This is a genomic window from Streptomyces sp. NPDC001351 (genome assembly GCF_042896045.1).
Taxonomy (GTDB): Bacteria; Actinomycetota; Actinomycetes; order Streptomycetales; family Streptomycetaceae; genus Streptomyces.
Genome location: NZ_JBIAWS010000001.1, coordinates 314,040 through 331,784, shown reverse-complemented (window position 1 = coordinate 331,784; position 17,745 = coordinate 314,040). Strand labels below are relative to the sequence as shown.

The following is a 17,745-nucleotide window of genomic DNA, read 5'->3' as shown; positions in this document are numbered from 1 at the left end:
CCGACTCCACGGGACCCGGACGACTCGCTTGCTCACTTGCCCGGGCAGTCCTTCCACGCCAGGTGGTACACCGTGCTGATGTCACCGTCGGTCGAGTCCATGGTCATGAAGCTGACCTTGCCCGGGTTCGTGGTTCCCGCGCTCACTCTGAGTTCGGTGTTGATGTTGAAGTTGCGCTGAACTCCGCAGGGCGCCCAGACCAGTTGGGCCCAGTCGGTGGAGTCGGTGGCCTGCCAGTCGTCGTTGTACGAGCCGCTGAACGGGTGGGTCTTGGGCACCGTGCTGGAGGAGCCCTGGAAGTAGTACGAGGCCTTCTGCGTCGCCGACGCCCCCGGCTGGAGCGAGAGGAAGCCCCGGTAGTCGGCACTGGCGATGGCGTAGGTGAAGCCCTGGGGGACGTGCACGATCAGGTTGAGCTGGCAGTTCTTGCGGAAGGCCGTGGGGTCGGAGTTGCCGCCGGCCTGGGCGAGGTACTGGCTGTAGGTCACCGTGAAGGCCGTGTTGTCCGGGGAGACGGCGACGGCCGCGGTGCCCTGGGGACAGCCGGAGCCGTTCACGGTCGCCACATCGATGACGATCTTGTCCGGGGGCGGGTTGTCGAACACCCCGGACGAGTTGTGCGCGGGTATCGCGGTGGTGAGCAGAGCGGCTACGGCGCCGCCCAGAAGGAGTGCACCAGGCATGGTCTCTCCGGTTCTGTGAGTGGGGGGTGGCTCACCCCGGCCCGCCCGGAGCCCTTTGAAGAAACCATGGGGATCCTGTGAAGGCGCGAGGCGATCGCATCGTAGGGAGGCGCACGCGAACCCGTCAGGGCGAACTCAGGCCATTCACAGGTGGGGATTTCACACGACAGAAAGCCGCCCGGCCGCGCTCACAGCAACGGCTCGATGATCTTCGCGAGCCGCCCTTCCGTCACCGCTCCCATCCGCACCGCCGCCACCTTTCCTGACGAGTCGACGACGATCGTGAACGGCAGCCCCTGTGTGGTCACCACACCCCGCGGCAGCCTCAGGAGCTGCTTGCCCGAGGGGTCGTGCAGGGAGGGGTAATCCAGCCGGTACTGCTTCTGGAAGGCGAGACCGGCACCCCGGCCGCCGTCGTTGTCGAGCCCGAGTACGCGCAGCCCGCGGGCTCCGTACTTCTTCTGGATCTTCTTGAGCTCGGGCGCCTCCGCCCGGCAGGGGCCGCAGTAGGAGGCCCACGCGTTGATCAGGACGACCTTGCCCCGGAAGTCGGACAGGCTGACCGTGCCCCCCTCAAGGGAAGGCCCGGAAAGGTTCGGCACGGCGGGTCGCTCGCCCTCCTTCCAGGTTCTGATCAGCGGATCCCCGGGGCTGGTGTCGCTGATCGGCGCAGGGGAGGAGCAGCCGGCGAGGACCGCCGCACAGGCCGCCGCCACCGCCACGTACATGTGCCGGGTCTTCGTCATCGTCCGGCCAGTCCCCCGTGCAGTTCGTCCGTCCCCGTTCCCGTCCCCCTGAGGACGACCTCCAGGCTTCCCGACCGCCAGGCGCACAGCAGCCACGCGGCGGGCAGCTGGAGCGTGTACAGCGCGACGATCGCCATGACGAACGCCCAGTCCGCAGGTGCGCCGTCGTCTTCGGCCCACGCCGACACCCCCCAGCAGAGCAGCAGCGCCGCCAAGTAGACGGACGCGTCGACCAGCGTCACGCGCCAGCGCGGCAGGGGTGCCAGCAGCCGCCGGGCCAGCACCAGGGCGATGGTCGCGGCGCCCACGAAGACCGCGTGCCAGGGGTTCTTCCACCAGAAATCGGCCCAGCCCCCGACGCTCCCGCCGGGCGCGGCCTGCCAGGCCAGGTCCACCCCGGCTCCGACCAGCCAGGACAGGACGACGACGGTGAGCGCGTACGAGACTGCGCCCCGCCAAGTGACAGTCACGTCACTCCCCCTTTCGCCGGCGGGCCCCAACTGCGGCCCGCCACACGATCATTGTGCTCCCCGGCGCTCCGGGGACCGGGTCCGGGGTCCGTGGCGGGCTGTCCTAACGTTCTGTCCATGCCGTCGACACGTCTGCGTCCGACCCGCCTCACCCTGGCCGTGGGCGCCTGCGTCCTCGCAGGCGGCGCAGCCCTCGCCGCCTACGGCTTCGCCTACACCGACGCCGACGCCGGCGTACGCCCCGCCAGGTTCTCCGGCGCACCGCACTGCCACCGCATCGCCGACAGCGCCCCGGCCTCCCTCGGCGGCCTGTCGCGCCGGGACAGCAGTCTTCCCGGGATCGCCGTCTGGGGGGACCGGGACATCGTGCTGCGCTGCGGCGTCACGCCGCCAGGGGTCACCGGCGACCCGTGTTTCGCGGTCGACGGCGTGGACTGGGTGATGGACCTGGCGCAGTCCACCGACACCAGAAAGGTGATCGTCACCTACGGCCGCGACCCGGCGACCCAGGTCGTCTTCGACGGATCGAGCCAGACCGACGCGGCCCTGATCGACCTCTCCCGGGTGGTCGCCTCCGTCAAGCAGACGTCCCACTGCATCAAGCGCAGCTGAGCCGGTTACGGGTTCTCCCAGGCCGCCGGCTCCGCCGCCAGTTCCCGTACCGGCTCGGGCAGGGCGTCCGCCGCGATGTCCGCGATGGTGACGCCCTCCAGGATGCGGCGGACGTTGGCCCGCAGCGCGATCCACAGCGGCAGCAGCGGCTGTGCGGACCCCGTGTACTCCAGCCCCGTGGGCCGCTCCCCGCGCACGGACACGATCGGGCCGTCGACCGCCCGGATCACATCCGCGACCGTGATCCGCGCGGCCTCGCGGGCCAGCCGGTAGCCGCCGCCTCCCCCGCGCCGGCTGTCGACGATGCCGCCGCGCCGCAGATCGCCGAGGATCCCCTCCAGGAACTTGTGCGGGATCTCCTGCGTGGCGGCGATGGCCTCCGCCTTCACGGGCCCGTCGTCCTGCCGGACCGCAAGTTCAAGAACCGCCCGTACCGCGTAATCCGCCCGTGCCGAGATCCTCATACGACCATTGTGCTGGGTGCGGCCGTACACAATGACCTCGCACAATGACCTCACACGCGCCGCCGACCGGCCGGCCCGACGGGAGGCTCCCTTGGGGCTCAGCAGACGTACCTTCAACGCCCTCGCCGGCGTCACGGCCCTCGGTCTGGCCCTGGGCGGCAGCGGCGCCATGACCTGCGCCTACGCCGCCCAGACCGCCCCCACCGGCCCGCCACCCGGCACGCCGGGCGCCGATGGACGGCGGCACACGATCGGCTTCGACCGCTACTCGCTCCTCGTCGACGGCAGACGGCTGGTCGTCTGGTCGGGCGAGATGCACCCCTTCCGGCTGCCGAGCCCGTCCCTGTGGCGCGACATCCTGCAGAAGATGCGCGCCCACGGCTACAACACGGTCAGCATCTATGTGTCCTGGAACTACCACTCCCCCGCACCCGGGCACTACGACTTCACCGGCGTCCGCGACCTGGACCTGTTCCTGCGGACGGCGAGCGAGACCGGCCTGTACGTCATCCTCCGCCCCGGCCCCTACATCAACGCCGAGATCGACGGCGGCGGCTTCCCCGGCTGGCTGACGGCCACCGAGGGCCGGGCGCGGACCGCCGACCCGGCCTATCTGGCGTACGTCGACGAGTGGCTGACCCAGGTGAACGCCATCGTCGCCCGGCACCTGTACACCAAGGGCGGCGGCACGGTCCTGCTCTACCAGATCGAGAACGAGTACGACGCGTACGTCGACGAGCCCACCGGCCGTGACTACATGGCCCACCTGTACCGCAAGGTCCGGTCCGACGGCATCGACGCACCGCTCTTCCACAACGACAAGGGCAGGAACGGGTACTGGACCCCCGGCTCCTTCGACACGGGCGGCGAGCAGGGCCGCTGGCTGTACGGCTTCGACGGCTACCCCTCGCCGACCCTGGTCCCGCCGGACTGGGGGCACTTCGGGGCCGGCGGGGTGCAGGGCGGCGCGACCGCCAGCCCCCAAACCCCTGGCTTCGTACCGGAGTTCGGGGGTGGCTGGTTCGATCCGTGGGGCGGCGCCTGGTTCGACGGGAAGGGGTACGCGGAGTCGCGGCGGCTGCGGGACGCGGCGTACGAGCGGCGCTTCTACCTCACCAACCTCGCCAACGGCATCACCCTGCACAGCGTCTACATGACCTTCGGCGGCACCTCGTGGGGCTGGCTGCCCGCGCCGGTCGTCTACACGTCGTACGACTACGGGGCGGCCATCGACGAGGGACGGCAGCCGACCGCCAAGCTGATCCCGATGCACCAGCTCGGACATCTGCTGCGGCACTTCCCCGACTTCGCCAAGCTCGACCGCGCGAAGGACGTCGAGGTGGACGCCGCGGAGGACGGGCTGAAGGTGTACCACCTGACCAACCCCGACACCGGCGCCCATGTGTACGTCCTGCGCAACGACGGCGAGGTGCCGGTCGACTCCGAACTTCCGCTGCACGGCGCGGGACTCCCCGTCCCGGTGGCGGTCCCGGCGCAGGACGCGCGGCTGCTGGCCGCCGGGATCAGGCTGGGTCTGCGGAAGCTGCGGTACTCCAACGCCCAGCCCATGCTGGCCCTCACCGCCGGGCGACAGCAGATCGCCGTGCTCACCGGGCGGTCGGGAGAGGAGACGGTGACCGCACTGGAGTGCGCGAGCGAGCCGACGGTCACCGTGCTGGAAGGCGAGGCGGAGCATGCGTACGCGGACGGGCTGTTGCGGATCGAAGCCCAACTGGACGGTCTGACACGCGTGTTGGTGAGCGGCGACGGAACCTCCACCCCCCTCCTGCTGCTCCTCGCCGACGACGAGACGTCCGTACGACTGTGGCCGCACGACACGCCGTCCGGCCCGGTTCTCGTGTACGGGCCCGCCCTGCTGCGGACCGCGGCCGTCGACGAGGCGACGGTCCGGCTGACCGGGGACACCATCGAAGCGGCGGACCTGGAGGTGTGGGGGCCGCGGGGCATCCACGAACTCACCTGGAACGGAGGTGAGTTGAAGGCCCACGCGACCTCCTCAGGCAGCCTGCGCGCCGCGCAGCCGCTAGCCGGTGTCGGGGCGGTCGCCCTGCCCGCGCTGAGCAACGGCTGGCTGCGCAGGACGGAGAACCCCGAGTCGGCGCCCGCCTTCGACGACTCCTCCTGGACACCCGCCGACAGGACCACCACCCACAGCACCACACCGGTGCCCGCCGGACAGCCGGTCCTTTTCGCCGACGACTACTCCTTCCACTACGGCGACGTCTGGTATCGCGGGCGCTTCACCGACGCGACCGGCGCCGAGTCCGTGTCGCTCGCCTACAGCACGGGCACCCAGGGGCTGCTGATGGCCTGGCTGGACGGGCGGCCGCTGGGCACGCACCGGATGCCCGTGCCGGACAACAAGACGGTACGGAAGGGGAGTTGGGCCGCCACGGCCGTCTTCTCCGTACCGGAGGAGCTGCGCACGGACGAGCCGCATGTGCTGTCGGTCCTCGTCCGCCGTATGCAGCACGACCAGGACGGCAAGTCCGAGGACACGCACAAGGTGGCGCGCGGGCTGACGGCGGTCACCTTCGCGGGGGCCGCCCCGCAGCTGAGCTGGCGGCTGCAGGGCGAGGCGGCGCCGGACCCCGTGCGCGGGCCGCAGAACAACGGCGGGCTGTACGGGGAGCGCAGCGGCTGGCACTTGCCGGGGTGCGGCGACGGCGGCTGGGAGCCGGTGCAGCTGCCGCGGGCGGACCGGCGGCAGGGGGTGACCTGGTACCGGACGTCCTTCCGGCTCGCGGTCGACGCCGGCACCGACGCCTCCGTGGGGCTGGTCCTCGACGACGACCCGGGCCGCGCCTACCGCGTCCAGATCTTCCTGAACGGCTGGAACATGGGCCAGTACATCAACGACGTGGGCCCCCAGCACACCTTCGCGCTCCCGAACGGGATCCTGCGCACACGTGGCGCCAACACACTCGCCCTGGCCGTGCTGTCCGACGGAACCACACCGTCGGGACCCTCGGACGTACGGCTGACGCTGCTGGGCGCGGCGGCCGGAGGAGTACCGGTGGCACCTGTGCCCTCCCCCGGCCGTTCGGCGGCTAGCCGAGCCTGATCACGTTCCAGGACAGCGGTTCCAGCACGGCGGTGAGGGTGCCGTCCCGCAGCGCGGTGCCCTCGACCGTGTGCGGGGCCACCCGCTCGGGGTCGTCGAGGGTGTTGCGGGCGTCCGGGTCGGCGTCGGCGAGGGCGCTGTGCTCGACGACCTCCGTCAGGCCCAGACCGTTCAGGGCGACTTCGAGCGGCAGCGCGTCCGTCCGGCTGCGGTTGACGGCGAAGACGGTGACGGTGCCGTCCCCCGCGCGCACGGCGGTGGCGTGCAGGAGGTCCGTCTCGCCGTACTTCTTCGTCTCGTACGTCGGTGAGTCGACCCGGACGTCGAGGACCTGGCCGCGGCCGTACCGGGAGGCCTGCGCGAAGGGGAAGAAGGTCGTCTGGCGCCAGGCGGGGCCGCCGGGCTCGGTCATGATCGGGGCGATGACGTTGACGAGCTGGGCGAGACAGGCGACGGTGACGCGGTCCGCGTGCCGCAGCAGGGCGATGAGGAGGGAACCGAAGACCACGGCGTCCAGGACGCTGTAGTTGTCCTCCAGGAGGCGGGGGGCCTCCGCCCAGTCCCGCGCGCCGGAGTTCTCGATCTCGTGCCACTTCGAGATGTACCAGACGTTCCACTCGTCGAAGGAGAGGTTGATCTTCTTCTTCGACTTCAGCTTCGCACCGATGTGGTCGGCGGTGGCGACCACGTTCTCGATGAAGGACTCCATGTCGACGGCGGAGGCCAGGAAGGAGTCGAGGTCACCGTCCTCGGGCTGGTAGTAGGCGTGCAGGGAGATGTAGTCGACGAGGTCGTACGTCTCCTCCAGAACCGTCGCCTCCCACGCGGCGAAGGTCGGCATGGACTGGCTGGAGGAGCCGCAGGCGACGAGTTCGACGCCCGGATCGATCTGGCGCATCGCGCGGGCGGTCTCGGCGGCGGTGCGGCCGTACTCGTGGGCGGTCTTGTGGCCGGTCTGCCAGGGGCCGTCCATCTCGTTGCCCAGGCACCACAGCTTGATGCCGAAGGGGTCCTTGTCGCCGTGCGCGGCACGGAGGTCGGACAGGGCCGTGCCGGCGGGGTGGTTGGCGTACTCCTGGAGTTCGAGGGCCTCGGCGACGCCCCGGGTGCCGAGGTTGAGGGCCATCATGGGCTCGGCCCGGGGGCCGATCTTCTTCAGGAAGGCGATGTACTCGGAGAGGCCGAAGCGGTTGGTCTCGGTGGAGCGCCAGGCGAGGTCGAGTCGGCGGGGGCGGTCCTCGGCGGGGCCGACCGAGTCCTCCCACTTGTAGCCCGACACGAAGTTGCCGCCCGGGTAGCGGACGGCGGTGACGCCGAGTTCGCGGACGAGGTCCAGGACGTCGGTGCGGAGGCCTGCCTCGTCGGCGGCGGGGTGGCCTGGCTCGAAGATGCCCGTGTAGACGCAGCGGCCGAGGTGTTCCACGAACGAGCCGAAGAGACGGGGGTTGACCTTGCCGACCGTGAAGGCGGGGTCGAGTGTGAAGCGGGCGGTGGTGCTCATGGGCGCCTTTCGGGGTGGGTGATGAAAGACCCTGGGCCAGCCGTCTCGGGTCCCGGGCCGGGTCCGTTCGGTCCGTTCGGCATTTCGAAATTTGCTCGTAACTTCGAACGGGACCGTAGAGAGGAAGCGTTTGCCAGTCAATGGTTCGGACAGGACTTTCAGCCAGGGCGGCGGTTCGAGGTTGAACGACGGCGTAGGCTCGGACGGCCTGTCGTGCGGCGTCGGAAGGGGGAACGATGGACATCGCGGCCGGGCTGCGACGGTCACGGAGGGTCTCTCGGATGCGGAAGCTGACGAAGTCCCTCGGTGCGGCGATGCGGGCCAGACCTCGCCCGCCGGCCGATGTGCGGGAGCTGTGCCGGGCGCTGTGCGAGGAGATGGGCATGCTGCGCGACGGGCGGGCGGTGAAGCTGCGCTTCGAGCGGTTCCCCGACGAGATCGAAGTCACCGGGCTGTGGGTGGAGTTCCAGGACTTCGACCTGGTGATCGTCGAGGAGCGGGCCGAGGCGGTGCAGCAACTGGTCATCCTCGGCCATGAGTTGTGGCATCTGCACGCCGGGCACAGCCATCACCACGTGGCGGGGGCGGCGCTGGCCGACCGGCGGCAGTGGACCGGCATGGCCCTGTCGGTGGCCGCACGGGACGGCTCCCGCGTCGCCGACGAGGCGGAGGCCGACGACTTCGGGCACCGGCTCGCGAGCGCCTTCCGCCCGCTGCTGACCGGGCATGGCGCGGACCCGCCGCCGGGCCCGCTGCAGCGTTCGCTGGGCTACCGCAGAGGCGGGAGGGCAGCGGGGTGAGCACGCAGTCGGCGCTCGAACCGTCCCGCCTCCTCGGCGAGGTGTACATCTCGTTCTGGATCCCCGCCGTCGTCCTGGCCACCGCACTGGTGATCAAGCTGCCCAGCATCCTCAAGCTGTGGCGGGACCCGCTGCTGCGTGCCGTCGGCGGACTGCTGCTGTTCGCCTGCGCGGTGTTCGCCTTCGCGGCCCCGGGCACCATCGTCTGGACCAACCGGGTCACCGGCGTGCCGAACATCGCCGCGCCCTGGGTGTACTCCCTGCTCACCGCGCTGTCCGCGTCCTGGCTCCTGCTGGTCGTGCACTGGCGCAACGGCCCCACCGACCGCCGGGAGCAGACGCGGCGCGCGACCCGCTGGGTGATCTCCGTCTACGCGGCCGTGGTCATCACCCTCTGGGTGCTGTTCGCGCTCGCCGACGTGCCCGTGGAACAGCCCCGGAACCTGGACACCTACTACGCCAACACACCGTTCATGCGCGAGGAGATCCTGCTCTATCTCACCGCGCACACCGTGGCCTGCACGATCACGACCCGGCTCGTATGGAACTGGATCCGCACCGACGGCCTCGACGCCTGGCTGCGCTGGGGGCTCAGGTTCCTGGGCATCGGTTACGCGACGAACCTGCTCTTCAGCGCGGCCAAGTTCACGGCTGTGGCAGCCCGGTGGACCGGTCACGACCTGGACTGGCTGAACGCCAACATCGCGCCGTCGGCCGCCTGCATAGCCGCCACCCTCGTCGCGGTCGGCTTCATCGTCCCGCACGCCGGACAGTACCTTCAGGACCGCTGGCTGGTGCGCCGGCGGCACCGGGAGCTGAAGCCGCTCGCCCGGCTGATGCGGACCGTCGTGGGCAGCCGCGAACCGCTCGCCCTGCGCGCCACCGCGGAGATCCGCCTGATCCGCCGTGAGACCTACATCCGCGACGCGCTCCTGCAGTTGTCGAGGTTCCTCGACGAGGACCTGCGCGGCCGGGCCCACGACGCCGCTCTCGCCCTCGGCCACGAACGCGGCCGGGCGCAGGCCCTCGCCGCCGCCGTGACGATCCTTCAGGCCGTCGGAACCGGACGGCACGCTGCGGACGGCGACAGCGACGGCGGCACTGACGGGCCCGACACCTCGTATCTGCTCCAGGAGATCCAGGCCGTTTCCGAAGCCCTGCGCCACCCCGACGAGATCACGGCGGTACGCACCCTCGCGGCCGCCCCGGCAGAGAGCATGTCCACGCATGACTGAACGTCCCTCCCCCGCCAGAGTCGCCGTCGTCCTCGGGGGATCCCACACCGGCATGCTCGCGGCCGGGGCCCTGGCCGGCCTCGCCGACCGGGTCGTCATCGTGGAACGCGATGAACTGCCCGCGACACCCGCGCCCCGCAAGGGACTTCCGCAGGCCGGGCACGCCCATATGCTCTGGTCGGGCGGGGTACGGGCGGCGGAGGAACTGCTTCCGGGCGTCACCGGGGCGCTCCTGAACGCCGGGGCGCGCCGGGCGCCGGTCACCACGGACGTCGTCGCCCTGTCGGCGCACGGCTGGTTCAGGCGCTGGCCCGAGTCCCACCATGTCGTCCTGGCCGGGCGGGACCTGCTGGACGCGACGATACGGGCGCACGTCCTCGCGGACGACCGCGTCGAGGTGCTGGAGGGCACGGAGGTACTGGGGCTCGCGGGCAGCGCGAAGGCCGTCACCGGGGTCCGGGTACGCGCACGCGACGGCCGGGAGCGGACCCTCGACGCGGGCATGGTCGTCGACGCCACCGGCCGCGGCTCCGGGGCGCCCCGCTGGCTCGCGGCCCTCGGACTGCCCGCGCCGGAGCGCCGCCAGGTCGACACCGGCCTCGCCTACGCCAGCCGGCTCTATCTCGCGCCCGACGGGGCCCGCGACGGTTTCCCGGTGGTCAACGTGGCGCCGGACCCGCGGGACGGCAGCCCCGGCCGGGCGGGCTTCCTGCTGCCCATCGAGAACGGCCGCTGGATCGTCACCCTCAACGGCACCCGCGGGGGCGAACCGACCTCCGCCAACGCCGACTTCCTCCCGTTCGCCCGCGAGCGGCTGCGCCACCCGCTGATCGGCGACCTGCTCGCGCGGGCCGAGCCGCTGTCCGACGTCGCCTTCACCCGCGCCACCGTCAACCGCCGGTACTTCTACGAACGGATGCCGGCCTGGCCCGACCACTTCACGGTCCTCGGCGACGCGCTGGCCGCGTACAACCCCGTCTACGGTCACGGACTCGCCGTGGGCGCCCAAAGCGCTCTGCTCCTGCGGGAGTTGACGCGGCGTCACGGCTTCGGTGCGTCCGGCCTGTCCCGGCGCGTCCAGAAGGCGGTCGCCCGGCCGGTCTCGGCGGCCTGGGACTTCGCCATAGGGCAGGACGTGTTCTATCCGGGTGCGACCGAGGACGGGCCGACGGTGCGGGATCGCCTCGTGGCCGCGTACGTGTCCCGGCTCATGTACACGGCCACGGGGAACGGGCGGATCGCCCGCCGTGTGACGGATGTGACGTCGCTGGAGCGGCGGGCGGAGGTGCTGCTGACGCCGTCGGTTCTGCTGGCGGCGCTGGTGGGGCCGTTGCAGCCTGCGTTGACCGGACCGCCTTTGACCGCCGAGGAGTTGAAGAAGGCGGGGTTGCGCTAGCCCCTGAGCCGGCCGCCGGTCCGCTCGGCCGCTCAGCCCGCGAAGGGAGGTGAAGCCAACCCCTTCCCCGCGCCGGGCACCACCAGCAGGGAGCCCGCCACCGGGTGGGGTGCCGTGAGGCCCACCCGGGCCGTGGTGATGTACAGGTCCGTGAGGTCCGGGCCGCCGAAGGCGCAGGCGGTCACGCGGGGGGTGGGGAGTTCGATCACGCGGTCCAGTTCGCCGTCGGGTGTGTAGCGGCGTACCGCGGCGCCGTCCCACAGCGCCACCCACACGCAGCCGTCGGCGTCCACCGTCAGCCCGTCGGGGAAGCCGGCACCGTCCTCGATCTGCGCGAACCGGCGGCGGTCCGCGACCCGGCCGTCCTGGTGGTGGAAGACGTCGATCTGCCGTGTCGGCGAGTCGACGTAGTACATCAGGCGGCCGTCGGGGCTCCAGCCGGTGCCGTTGCTCACGGCCACGTCGTCGAGGACGAGCTCGACGGCGCCGTCCCCGGTGATCCGGGACAGCGTGCCGCCGCCCGCCGCCTCGTCGTAGCGCATGGTGCCGGCCCACAGGGAGCCGTCGGGGGCGACGGCGGCGTCGTTGGCACGGCGGCCGGGGACGACCTCGTGGTGCAGCCAGCGGAAGGTGCCGTCGGGGTCGACGAGGCCGACTCCGTCCCGGAGGTTCAGGACCAGCCCGCCGCCGGCCCTCGGCTTCGCCGCGCCCACGTGCTGGTCGGTGACGCGGGCAGTGCGACGGCCGGTCACCGGGTCGTACGTGTACACACGCGCGCCCAGGATGTCGATCCAGATCAGCCGCCCGGCCGCCGCGTCCCAGGTGGGGCCCTCGCCCAGCGTGGCCTCGGCGCGCACCGCCACCTCGTACGCCGTCATGCGACGGTCCGGTGGCCGAGGCGCTCCGACAGCTCGACGGCACCCTTGGCGGCGAGCTGCTCCAGCTCGGCACGGCGCTCGTCGCTCCAGCGGATCATGGGCACGGAGATCGAGAGGGCGGCCACGACCTGCCCGGTACGGTCCCGCACGGGCGCCGCCACACAGCTCACATCCGGGTTGGACTCACGGCTCTCGACCGCGAGCCCGCGCTGACGAATCTGCGCCAGGGCCTCGCGCAGGGCGGACGGCTCGGTGATGCTGTTGGGAGTCATCGCGACGAGCTCGGCGTCGTCCGGGATCCGCGCGGTGAGCTCCTGCTCCGGAAGGGAGGCCAGCAGCATCTTCCCCACAGACGTGCAGTGCGCCGGCAGCCGCCGTCCGGCCGCCGACACCATGCGCACCGCGTGGGTGGAGTCCACCTTGGCGATGTAGATGACGTCGGTACCCTCGAGGATCGCCACGTGCACCGTCTCGTCACAGGTCTCGGCGACAGACCGGGCCACCTGCTGCCCCTCGGCGGCGAGGTCCAGCTGCTCGGCGTACCGGCTCCCGAGCTGGTACGGACGTACACCGAGCCGGTAGCGTCCCGGCTGTCCGGGCACCTGGACGATGTACGACCGGGCGGCGAGCGTGGTGACCAGCTCGTGCACGGTGGTGCGCGGCAGCTGCAGCTTGCGCACTATGTCCGGGGCGGAGAGCGTCCCGTCCCCGTCGAGGAAGAGCTCAAGAATGTCGAGAGCCCGGGTCACGGCAGGTACAAGGCGTCCCACGACCGGCCCCCTCCCTTGTTGTCTGAGGCTGTCCGTTCGAAATTTCAACAGACGATCGGCATGACGAACACAGGCTACGCATACTGCGTTTGCCCGGGCAATGGTTCTGACCGAATGATCGGAGTGCGCGTGGACGTGCTGGTGACCGGAGGCAGTGGGTTCGTCGGGTGCCATCTGGTGGGAAGGCTGCTGGAGCGCGGGTACCACGTGCGCACCACTGTCCGCAGTGTCGCGAACCTCGCGAAGGTCGCGCCCCTGACCGCACTGCGGGACCGCTTCCCCGGCCGGCTCGAGCTGTTCGAGGCCGATCTGCTGATCGACGGGTCCTTCGACGAGGCCATGAAGGGGTGCGAGGTCGTCTTTCATGTCGCCTCGCCCTTCTTCATGCCGGAGAAGATCAAGGACGGGCAGCGGGACATGGTCGAGCCGGCGCTCGTCGGCACCCGAAACGTGATCGCGAGCATCGAGCGGACGGCCGACGTCCGCAGGCTCGTCCTCACCTCCACCGTCGGCGCGATATTCGGCGACTACGCGGACGTACGCGACATGGAGGGGCAGGTCCTGACCGAGGCGTACTTCAACACCAGCAGCACCGTCGAGAACAACCCGTACCACTACGCCAAGACCGTCGCGGAGCGGACCGCCTGGGAGGCGGCGAAGGGGCAGTCGCGGTGGCGGATGGTCGCCGTCCATCCGGGGCTCGTGCTCGGGCCCTCCCTCACCCCCGCCTCCGAGTCCGGCAGCCTCTTCCTCCTCGAAGAGCTCTTCAGGGGGTACTTCTTCTACGGCGCGCCCGACTTCAGCTTCACCACGGTCGATGTCAGAGACGTGGCCGACGCCCACATCGCCGCCGCCGAGAAGCCCGACGCGCAGGGGCGTTACATCCTCGCCGCCGAGACCATGACGTCCTTCCACGACATGGCGCGCATCATCCGCACCCGATATCCGAGGGATCTGCGGCTGCCGCGGACCCGCCTTCCGCACTGGCCCGTCCGTATCCTCGGGCCCGCCTTCGGGCTCACCCAGGACTACATCCGAGGGCATCTCGGCATCCGGTTCGAGGTCGACAACAGCCGCAGTGTCCGGGAGTTGGGCATCTCCTACCGGCCGATCGAGGAGACCGTGCTGGATCATTACGAGGCCTGGCGCACGCACAGGTCCTAGCCGTGGGCCCCCGCCTCCCCCAGCACCCCCCTCAACCGCTGCGCCCTGAGCACCAGTTCCAGCTCGAAGCGGCGGTCAGGGTCGTCGATCTCGTCGCCCCACAGCTCGCGGATCTGGCGGAGGCGGTAGCGGACGGTCTGGGGGTGGACGCCCAGCCGGGCGGCCACCTCCGGTGCCCCGCCTCGCGTCTCCAGCCACGCCAGTAACGTTTCAGCAAGGCGGCGCCCGTGCGCGGGGCCGCAGTGGGCGAGCGGGGCCAGACAGCGCAGCGCCAGGTCGTCGATGAGTTCCTCGGGCTGCAGCAGGACCAGGGCCTCGGTGTGTTCCGTGCAGTACAGGACGTCCCCGGCGGGCAGCAGCCCCCGTTCCATCAGGTGCACGGCCGCCTCGGCCCAGCGCAGCGACTTCGCCGCGTCGGACAGGGGTACGGGCGGCCCGATCGCCCCGGACCAGCCGGTCAGCGCCCGGTGCAGCAGTTCGGGCCGGCCGGCCGCGTCCGGTTCGGGGACGACCATGCGGGGCTGCTCGTACTCCATGTCGAGCAGCACGCCCTGCCCCACGGCGGGCGCGACCGCCTCGCGGGCCGGGCGCAGCAGCACGCCGACCGCGACCTTGCGCGGCAGCGTCCAGCCGACCCGGGCGGCCCGTTCGGTCAGCGCGTCGGCCGGGTCGCCCCGGTGGTGCTCGGCGAGCAGCAGTTCCATCAGCCGTCGCTGGAGCCTCAGCCGCTCCCCGGCCTGCCGCGCCGCCGCCTCCGCGTAGCCGCGCACCGACTGGTCGACCAGGCCGTCCAGGTACTCGTAACCCGCGTCGACGAGCTCGTACATCGCGGGCGGCGGGATCTCGACGCGCTGGCCGATCTCGGCGAAGCAGCGCCAGGCCAGGCGTACGCCCATCCGGTAGATCGCCTGCAGGGAGTCGAGCGAGCGGCCGTGCAGGCCCTCGCCGCGGCCGAACTCCTGGAAGACGCCCGGCGGGACCGTCGGGCGGCCCTCCGACTGCTCCAGGTGCTGGACGAAGACCTCGATGGCGCGGCGGATGCCGACCAGGGCCATCGGCTCACCCGACTCGTCGAGGACGACGGGCAGGTGGGGGTACTCGCGGCGGATCTCGCGCAGGATCTCCTCGGCGAGCGCGGGTGCCTCGGCCATGGCCAGGGCGGCGAACCGGCGGACCTGGAGACGGGGCACGTCGTGCCAGGCCGAGCGGGTGGTGACGGCCGATGAGCGGGCGGGCGTCACGGGTCAACTCCCTTGCCCGGCTTGCTCGTACGTGATCAAGGGGGTGTTGGGCTGGGCGGGCGTCTCGTCGAGCAGCGCGACGATGCCGAGCGCGGCGCCCACGGCGAGTGCGGCGGCGGCCACGACGGTGAGCAGGGCAGCGAGCAGTCTGGACATCGCAGGGTCAGCCTCTCTGTCCGGAGGTCGTCCCACCCCGGTGCCCCCACCCCTGCCTGTCGGCCCCAGTCTCGACAAGCATTGACACCCCGTCAAGAGCAGCCTACGGTTCCCGGCCCAAGGCCCCGTCTTCCCGCCAGTCCGGCGTCGCGGGCCAGAGCGGCCCCAACTCCGTCATCCCTCCCCCTGGAGTGTCCGGATGCGCCGTACAGCCTCCCCCCTTTCGCTGATCCTGCTGGGACTGGGCACGTTTCTGCTGGTCCTGGCGCCGATGCTGGCCTGGTACGTCGAACCGCGGGCCGCCGTGAACCCGATCGACATCGACATCACAGCCGTGTACAGAGGCACCGGAAGCTACTTCGACACCGACCAGATCCAGACAGTCCACGACCAGCGGATCACGGTCACCCAGCAGGTGCGCGGCAATGTCGCGGACAGCGAGAAGAGCGGGCGGGCGGTGTGGGACGTGACGACGACGGTCGACACGGACAAGTCGCTGCCGGCCGCCGATCCGCACGACGCGCTGGAGTTCTTCCTCAACCGCTGGGTGACGAACCGCCACACCAACCAGCCGGTGCACTGCTGCAAGGAGAACCCGTACTTCGAGGGCGACGCGTATCTGAAGTTCCCGTTCGACGTGCGCCGGAAGTCGTACCAGTGGTGGGACAACTCACTTGGTTCGACCGTCACTTTGCATTACTCCGGCACCAAGAAGATCCAGGGGTACCGCGGTTACCGCTTCACCGGCACCGTCCCGCCGTCGAAGATCGGGACGCGGCTGGTGCCCGGCACCATCGTCGGGCAGAAGAACAAACCGCAGGTCCTGGCCGAGGAGTGGTACTCCAACCACGGCATCGAGCTGGTCGTCGACCAGCGCACCGGCCGGGTGCTCTACGCCCAGGTCGGCCCGCGGCGCACCCTGCGGGCGCCGGGCTCCGGGAAGGACGCGGTGGTGCTCCTGGACAGCCAGAAGCTGGCGTTCACCACCGCCACCCAGAAGGACCAGGTGAAGCTGGCCAAAAAGGAGAGCGGCCAGCTGCTCATGGTGGGGCAGACGTTGCCGATTACCGCCGCTGTGGCCGGATTCGTACTGGCGGTGGTGGGTGCGGTTTTGGTGGTACGAGGAAGGAAGCGTCCCGATTCGCCTGAGACGCCCCGGACTTCACAGGCTTAGCTCACGATGTGACATGACGTCAGTTCTAATAAGGCGGAAATTTGTCACCCCGGTGAGTAGCCGTGGCGAACGGCTGGGCGAAAACTGTCCAACCCCACCCAAGCACAACGTGTCCACACCCCCCGCCCATGAAGAGCTCAGTCCCCCCACAGCAAGTCCGGAAAGCCACTGCTGAGTTCCGCACCCTGAGACGAGTTGGAGCACCCATGCCCCAGCACGTGCCTTCCCCGCTGCGCGCCACTCATCCTTGGGCTCCGCAGCACCCCTCGGCGCTCCCCCCACAACCGCGCCGAATCGTTTTCCTCGCCCACCGGGATCTCGACAATCCGGCGGCCGGCGGCTCGGAGCTGCTGGTCGACCGGCTCGCCGAGGGCCTGACCGACCTGGGCCACCAGGTGACCCTGATCTGCGGGGGTCCCGCGGCCCTTCGGGACTACCGGGTCGTGTCGGCCGGCGGCGAGTTCGGCCACTATCTGCGTGCCCGTTCCGCCTTCGCCCGTCAGGTCGGCGAGACCGATCTGCTGGTCGAGGTCTGCAACGGCATGCCGTACCTCGCACCACTCTGGCACCACGGCCCCACCCTGTGTCTGGTCAACCACGTCCACTCCGACCTGTGGAAGATGCGGTTCGGCGGGCCCCTCGCGCCGGCCGCGCGGATCGGCCGAAGACTTGAGCAGTGGGCGCTGACCGGTGCGCAGCATCGCAGCCTGCTGGTTGCGGTCTCCCCCTCGACCGCGCATGCCCTGCGGGGGATCGGTGTCTCGCGAGACCGGATCCGTGTGGTGCACAACGGTGTGGAGGAGCCCGGGCCGCGTGCCGACCGGTCGGCCGAGCCGCTGTTCGTGGCGGTGGGCAGACTCGTCGAGTACAAGCGGATCGATCTGCTGCTGAGGCTTTGGGAGCGGGTGCGGCCGGTGACCGGCGGTCGGCTCGTCATCGTCGGGGACGGGCCCGAGCGGGGGCGGTTGGAGCAGCTTGCCGGGCCCGGCGTGGAGTTCGTGGGCCACGTCTCCGAGGCGGAGAAGCACCGGCTGTTGTGTGCGGCCTGGTTGTTGCTGCATCCGTCTGCGGTGGAGGGGTGGGGGCTGGTCGTCACCGAGGCCGCCACCCGTGAGACGCCGACGATTGCGTTCGATGTGCCTGGTCTGCGGGATTCCGTCGTGGACGGGGAGACCGGTGTGCTCGCGCACGGGGAGTCTTCGTTTGCGGCGGCCTGGTGCACGCTTGCGTTGTCCGGGCACCGCCGTGAGCTGATGGGCAAGGCGGCCCGTGACCGTGCGGCGCGCTACCGCTGGCATCGGACGGTGAGACAGTTTCGGGCGGTGGCCGCGGAGGCTGTGCGGGGCTGGGCTCCGTGAGTCGGGTGCGGG

17 protein-coding genes are annotated in these 17,745 nt (G+C 70.9%); 8 read left to right on the top strand and 9 right to left on the bottom strand.

All coding sequences use genetic code 11. The annotated features are described in order from the left end of the window. Window positions 1-32: 32 nt before the first annotated feature. The 3 genes from ACFY1U_RS01450 to ACFY1U_RS01440 all read right to left on the bottom strand — a co-directional run bounded on the left by ACFY1U_RS01450 (window position 33) and on the right by ACFY1U_RS01440 (window position 1,899). Entirely contained in the window at window positions 33-683 is a 651-nt protein-coding gene (locus ACFY1U_RS01450) for a DUF4360 domain-containing protein (protein ID WP_390692104.1), read from the bottom strand. A gap of 188 nt (window positions 684-871) precedes the next feature. After that, on the bottom strand, window positions 872-1,429 hold the full coding sequence (locus ACFY1U_RS01445) for a TlpA family protein disulfide reductase (RefSeq protein WP_390692103.1): 558 nt from the start codon (window positions 1,427-1,429) through the stop codon (window positions 872-874). Next, complete coding sequence (locus ACFY1U_RS01440; protein ID WP_390692102.1) at window positions 1,426-1,899, bottom strand: hypothetical protein; 474 nt, start codon at window positions 1,897-1,899, stop codon at window positions 1,426-1,428. Before ACFY1U_RS01440 ends, ACFY1U_RS01445 begins: the two co-directional genes overlap by 4 nt. 117 nt (window positions 1,900-2,016) lie before the next feature. Between ACFY1U_RS01440 and ACFY1U_RS01435 the strand changes: the two genes are divergently transcribed. Further along, entirely contained in the window at window positions 2,017-2,511 is a 495-nt protein-coding gene (locus ACFY1U_RS01435; protein ID WP_390692101.1) for a DUF3515 family protein, read from the top strand. 5 nt (window positions 2,512-2,516) lie between these two features. Here the strand turns inward: ACFY1U_RS01435 and ACFY1U_RS01430 are convergent, their stop codons facing one another. After that, on the bottom strand, window positions 2,517-2,975 hold the full coding sequence (locus tag ACFY1U_RS01430; protein WP_115908355.1) for an Rrf2 family transcriptional regulator: 459 nt from the start codon (window positions 2,973-2,975) through the stop codon (window positions 2,517-2,519). Between the two features lie 91 nt (window positions 2,976-3,066). Here ACFY1U_RS01430 and ACFY1U_RS01425 point away from each other — a divergent pair, with 91 nt between their 5' ends. Next, window positions 3,067-6,060, top strand: a complete 2,994-nt coding sequence (locus ACFY1U_RS01425) for a beta-galactosidase (RefSeq protein ID WP_390692100.1) — start codon at window positions 3,067-3,069, stop codon at window positions 6,058-6,060. Here ACFY1U_RS01425 and ACFY1U_RS01420 read toward each other — a convergent pair. Further along, on the bottom strand, window positions 6,047-7,561 hold the full coding sequence (locus ACFY1U_RS01420) for an alpha-N-arabinofuranosidase (RefSeq protein WP_390692099.1): 1,515 nt from the start codon (window positions 7,559-7,561) through the stop codon (window positions 6,047-6,049). The two genes, ACFY1U_RS01425 and ACFY1U_RS01420, sit on opposite strands and share 14 nt — an antisense overlap. Window positions 7,562-7,842: 281 nt before the next feature. Between ACFY1U_RS01420 and ACFY1U_RS01415 the strand changes: the two genes are divergently transcribed. The 3 genes from ACFY1U_RS01415 to ACFY1U_RS01405 are packed head-to-tail and all read left to right on the top strand — an operon-like array spanning window position 7,843 to window position 10,992. Further along, window positions 7,843-8,361, top strand: coding sequence for a toxin-antitoxin system, toxin component family protein (locus tag ACFY1U_RS01415; protein ID WP_390692098.1), 519 nt, complete (start codon window positions 7,843-7,845; stop codon window positions 8,359-8,361). A 41-nt stretch (window positions 8,362-8,402) separates the two neighbouring features. Then, window positions 8,403-9,596: an MAB_1171c family putative transporter gene (locus ACFY1U_RS01410; protein ID WP_390692820.1), complete on the top strand. Its 1,194-nt coding sequence runs from the start codon at window positions 8,403-8,405 to the stop codon at window positions 9,594-9,596. Beyond that, the gene (locus tag ACFY1U_RS01405; RefSeq protein ID WP_390692097.1) at window positions 9,589-10,992 is read left to right on the top strand and encodes an NAD(P)/FAD-dependent oxidoreductase; all 1,404 of its coding nucleotides are present in this window, start codon (window positions 9,589-9,591) and stop codon (window positions 10,990-10,992) included. Before ACFY1U_RS01410 ends, ACFY1U_RS01405 begins: the two co-directional genes overlap by 8 nt. A gap of 32 nt (window positions 10,993-11,024) precedes the next feature. On the opposite strand, the gene ACFY1U_RS01400 is transcribed toward ACFY1U_RS01405, so the two are convergent. Together ACFY1U_RS01400 and ACFY1U_RS01395 are read right to left on the bottom strand one after the other, a co-directional pair. After that, the gene (locus ACFY1U_RS01400; RefSeq protein ID WP_390692096.1) at window positions 11,025-11,870 is read right to left on the bottom strand and encodes an SMP-30/gluconolactonase/LRE family protein; all 846 of its coding nucleotides are present in this window, start codon (window positions 11,868-11,870) and stop codon (window positions 11,025-11,027) included. Continuing rightward, window positions 11,867-12,640, bottom strand: coding sequence for an IclR family transcriptional regulator (locus ACFY1U_RS01395; protein ID WP_390692095.1), 774 nt, complete (start codon window positions 12,638-12,640; stop codon window positions 11,867-11,869). The genes ACFY1U_RS01400 and ACFY1U_RS01395 overlap by 4 nt, the downstream gene beginning before the upstream one ends. A 114-nt stretch (window positions 12,641-12,754) precedes the next feature. Here ACFY1U_RS01395 and ACFY1U_RS01390 point away from each other — a divergent pair, with 114 nt between their 5' ends. Further along, on the top strand, window positions 12,755-13,804 hold the full coding sequence (locus tag ACFY1U_RS01390; protein WP_390692094.1) for an NAD-dependent epimerase/dehydratase family protein: 1,050 nt from the start codon (window positions 12,755-12,757) through the stop codon (window positions 13,802-13,804). Here ACFY1U_RS01390 and ACFY1U_RS01385 read toward each other — a convergent pair. After that, on the bottom strand, window positions 13,801-15,045 hold the full coding sequence (locus ACFY1U_RS01385) for a helix-turn-helix domain-containing protein (RefSeq protein ID WP_390692093.1): 1,245 nt from the start codon (window positions 15,043-15,045) through the stop codon (window positions 13,801-13,803). The two genes, ACFY1U_RS01390 and ACFY1U_RS01385, sit on opposite strands and share 4 nt — an antisense overlap. 3 nt (window positions 15,046-15,048) lie before the next feature. Then, the gene (locus tag ACFY1U_RS01380; protein ID WP_390692092.1) at window positions 15,049-15,201 is read right to left on the bottom strand and encodes a hypothetical protein; all 153 of its coding nucleotides are present in this window, start codon (window positions 15,199-15,201) and stop codon (window positions 15,049-15,051) included. Window positions 15,202-15,400: 199 nt separating this feature from the next. On the opposite strand from ACFY1U_RS01380, the gene ACFY1U_RS01375 reads away from it, so the two are divergent. After that, a complete protein-coding gene (locus ACFY1U_RS01375) occupies window positions 15,401-16,375 on the top strand; it encodes a DUF3068 domain-containing protein (RefSeq protein ID WP_390692091.1) in 975 nt (324 codons plus the stop codon). A gap of 206 nt (window positions 16,376-16,581) precedes the next feature. Beyond that, window positions 16,582-17,733: a glycosyltransferase family 4 protein gene (locus tag ACFY1U_RS01370; RefSeq protein WP_390692090.1), complete on the top strand. Its 1,152-nt coding sequence runs from the start codon at window positions 16,582-16,584 to the stop codon at window positions 17,731-17,733. Window positions 17,734-17,745 lie beyond the last annotated feature (12 nt).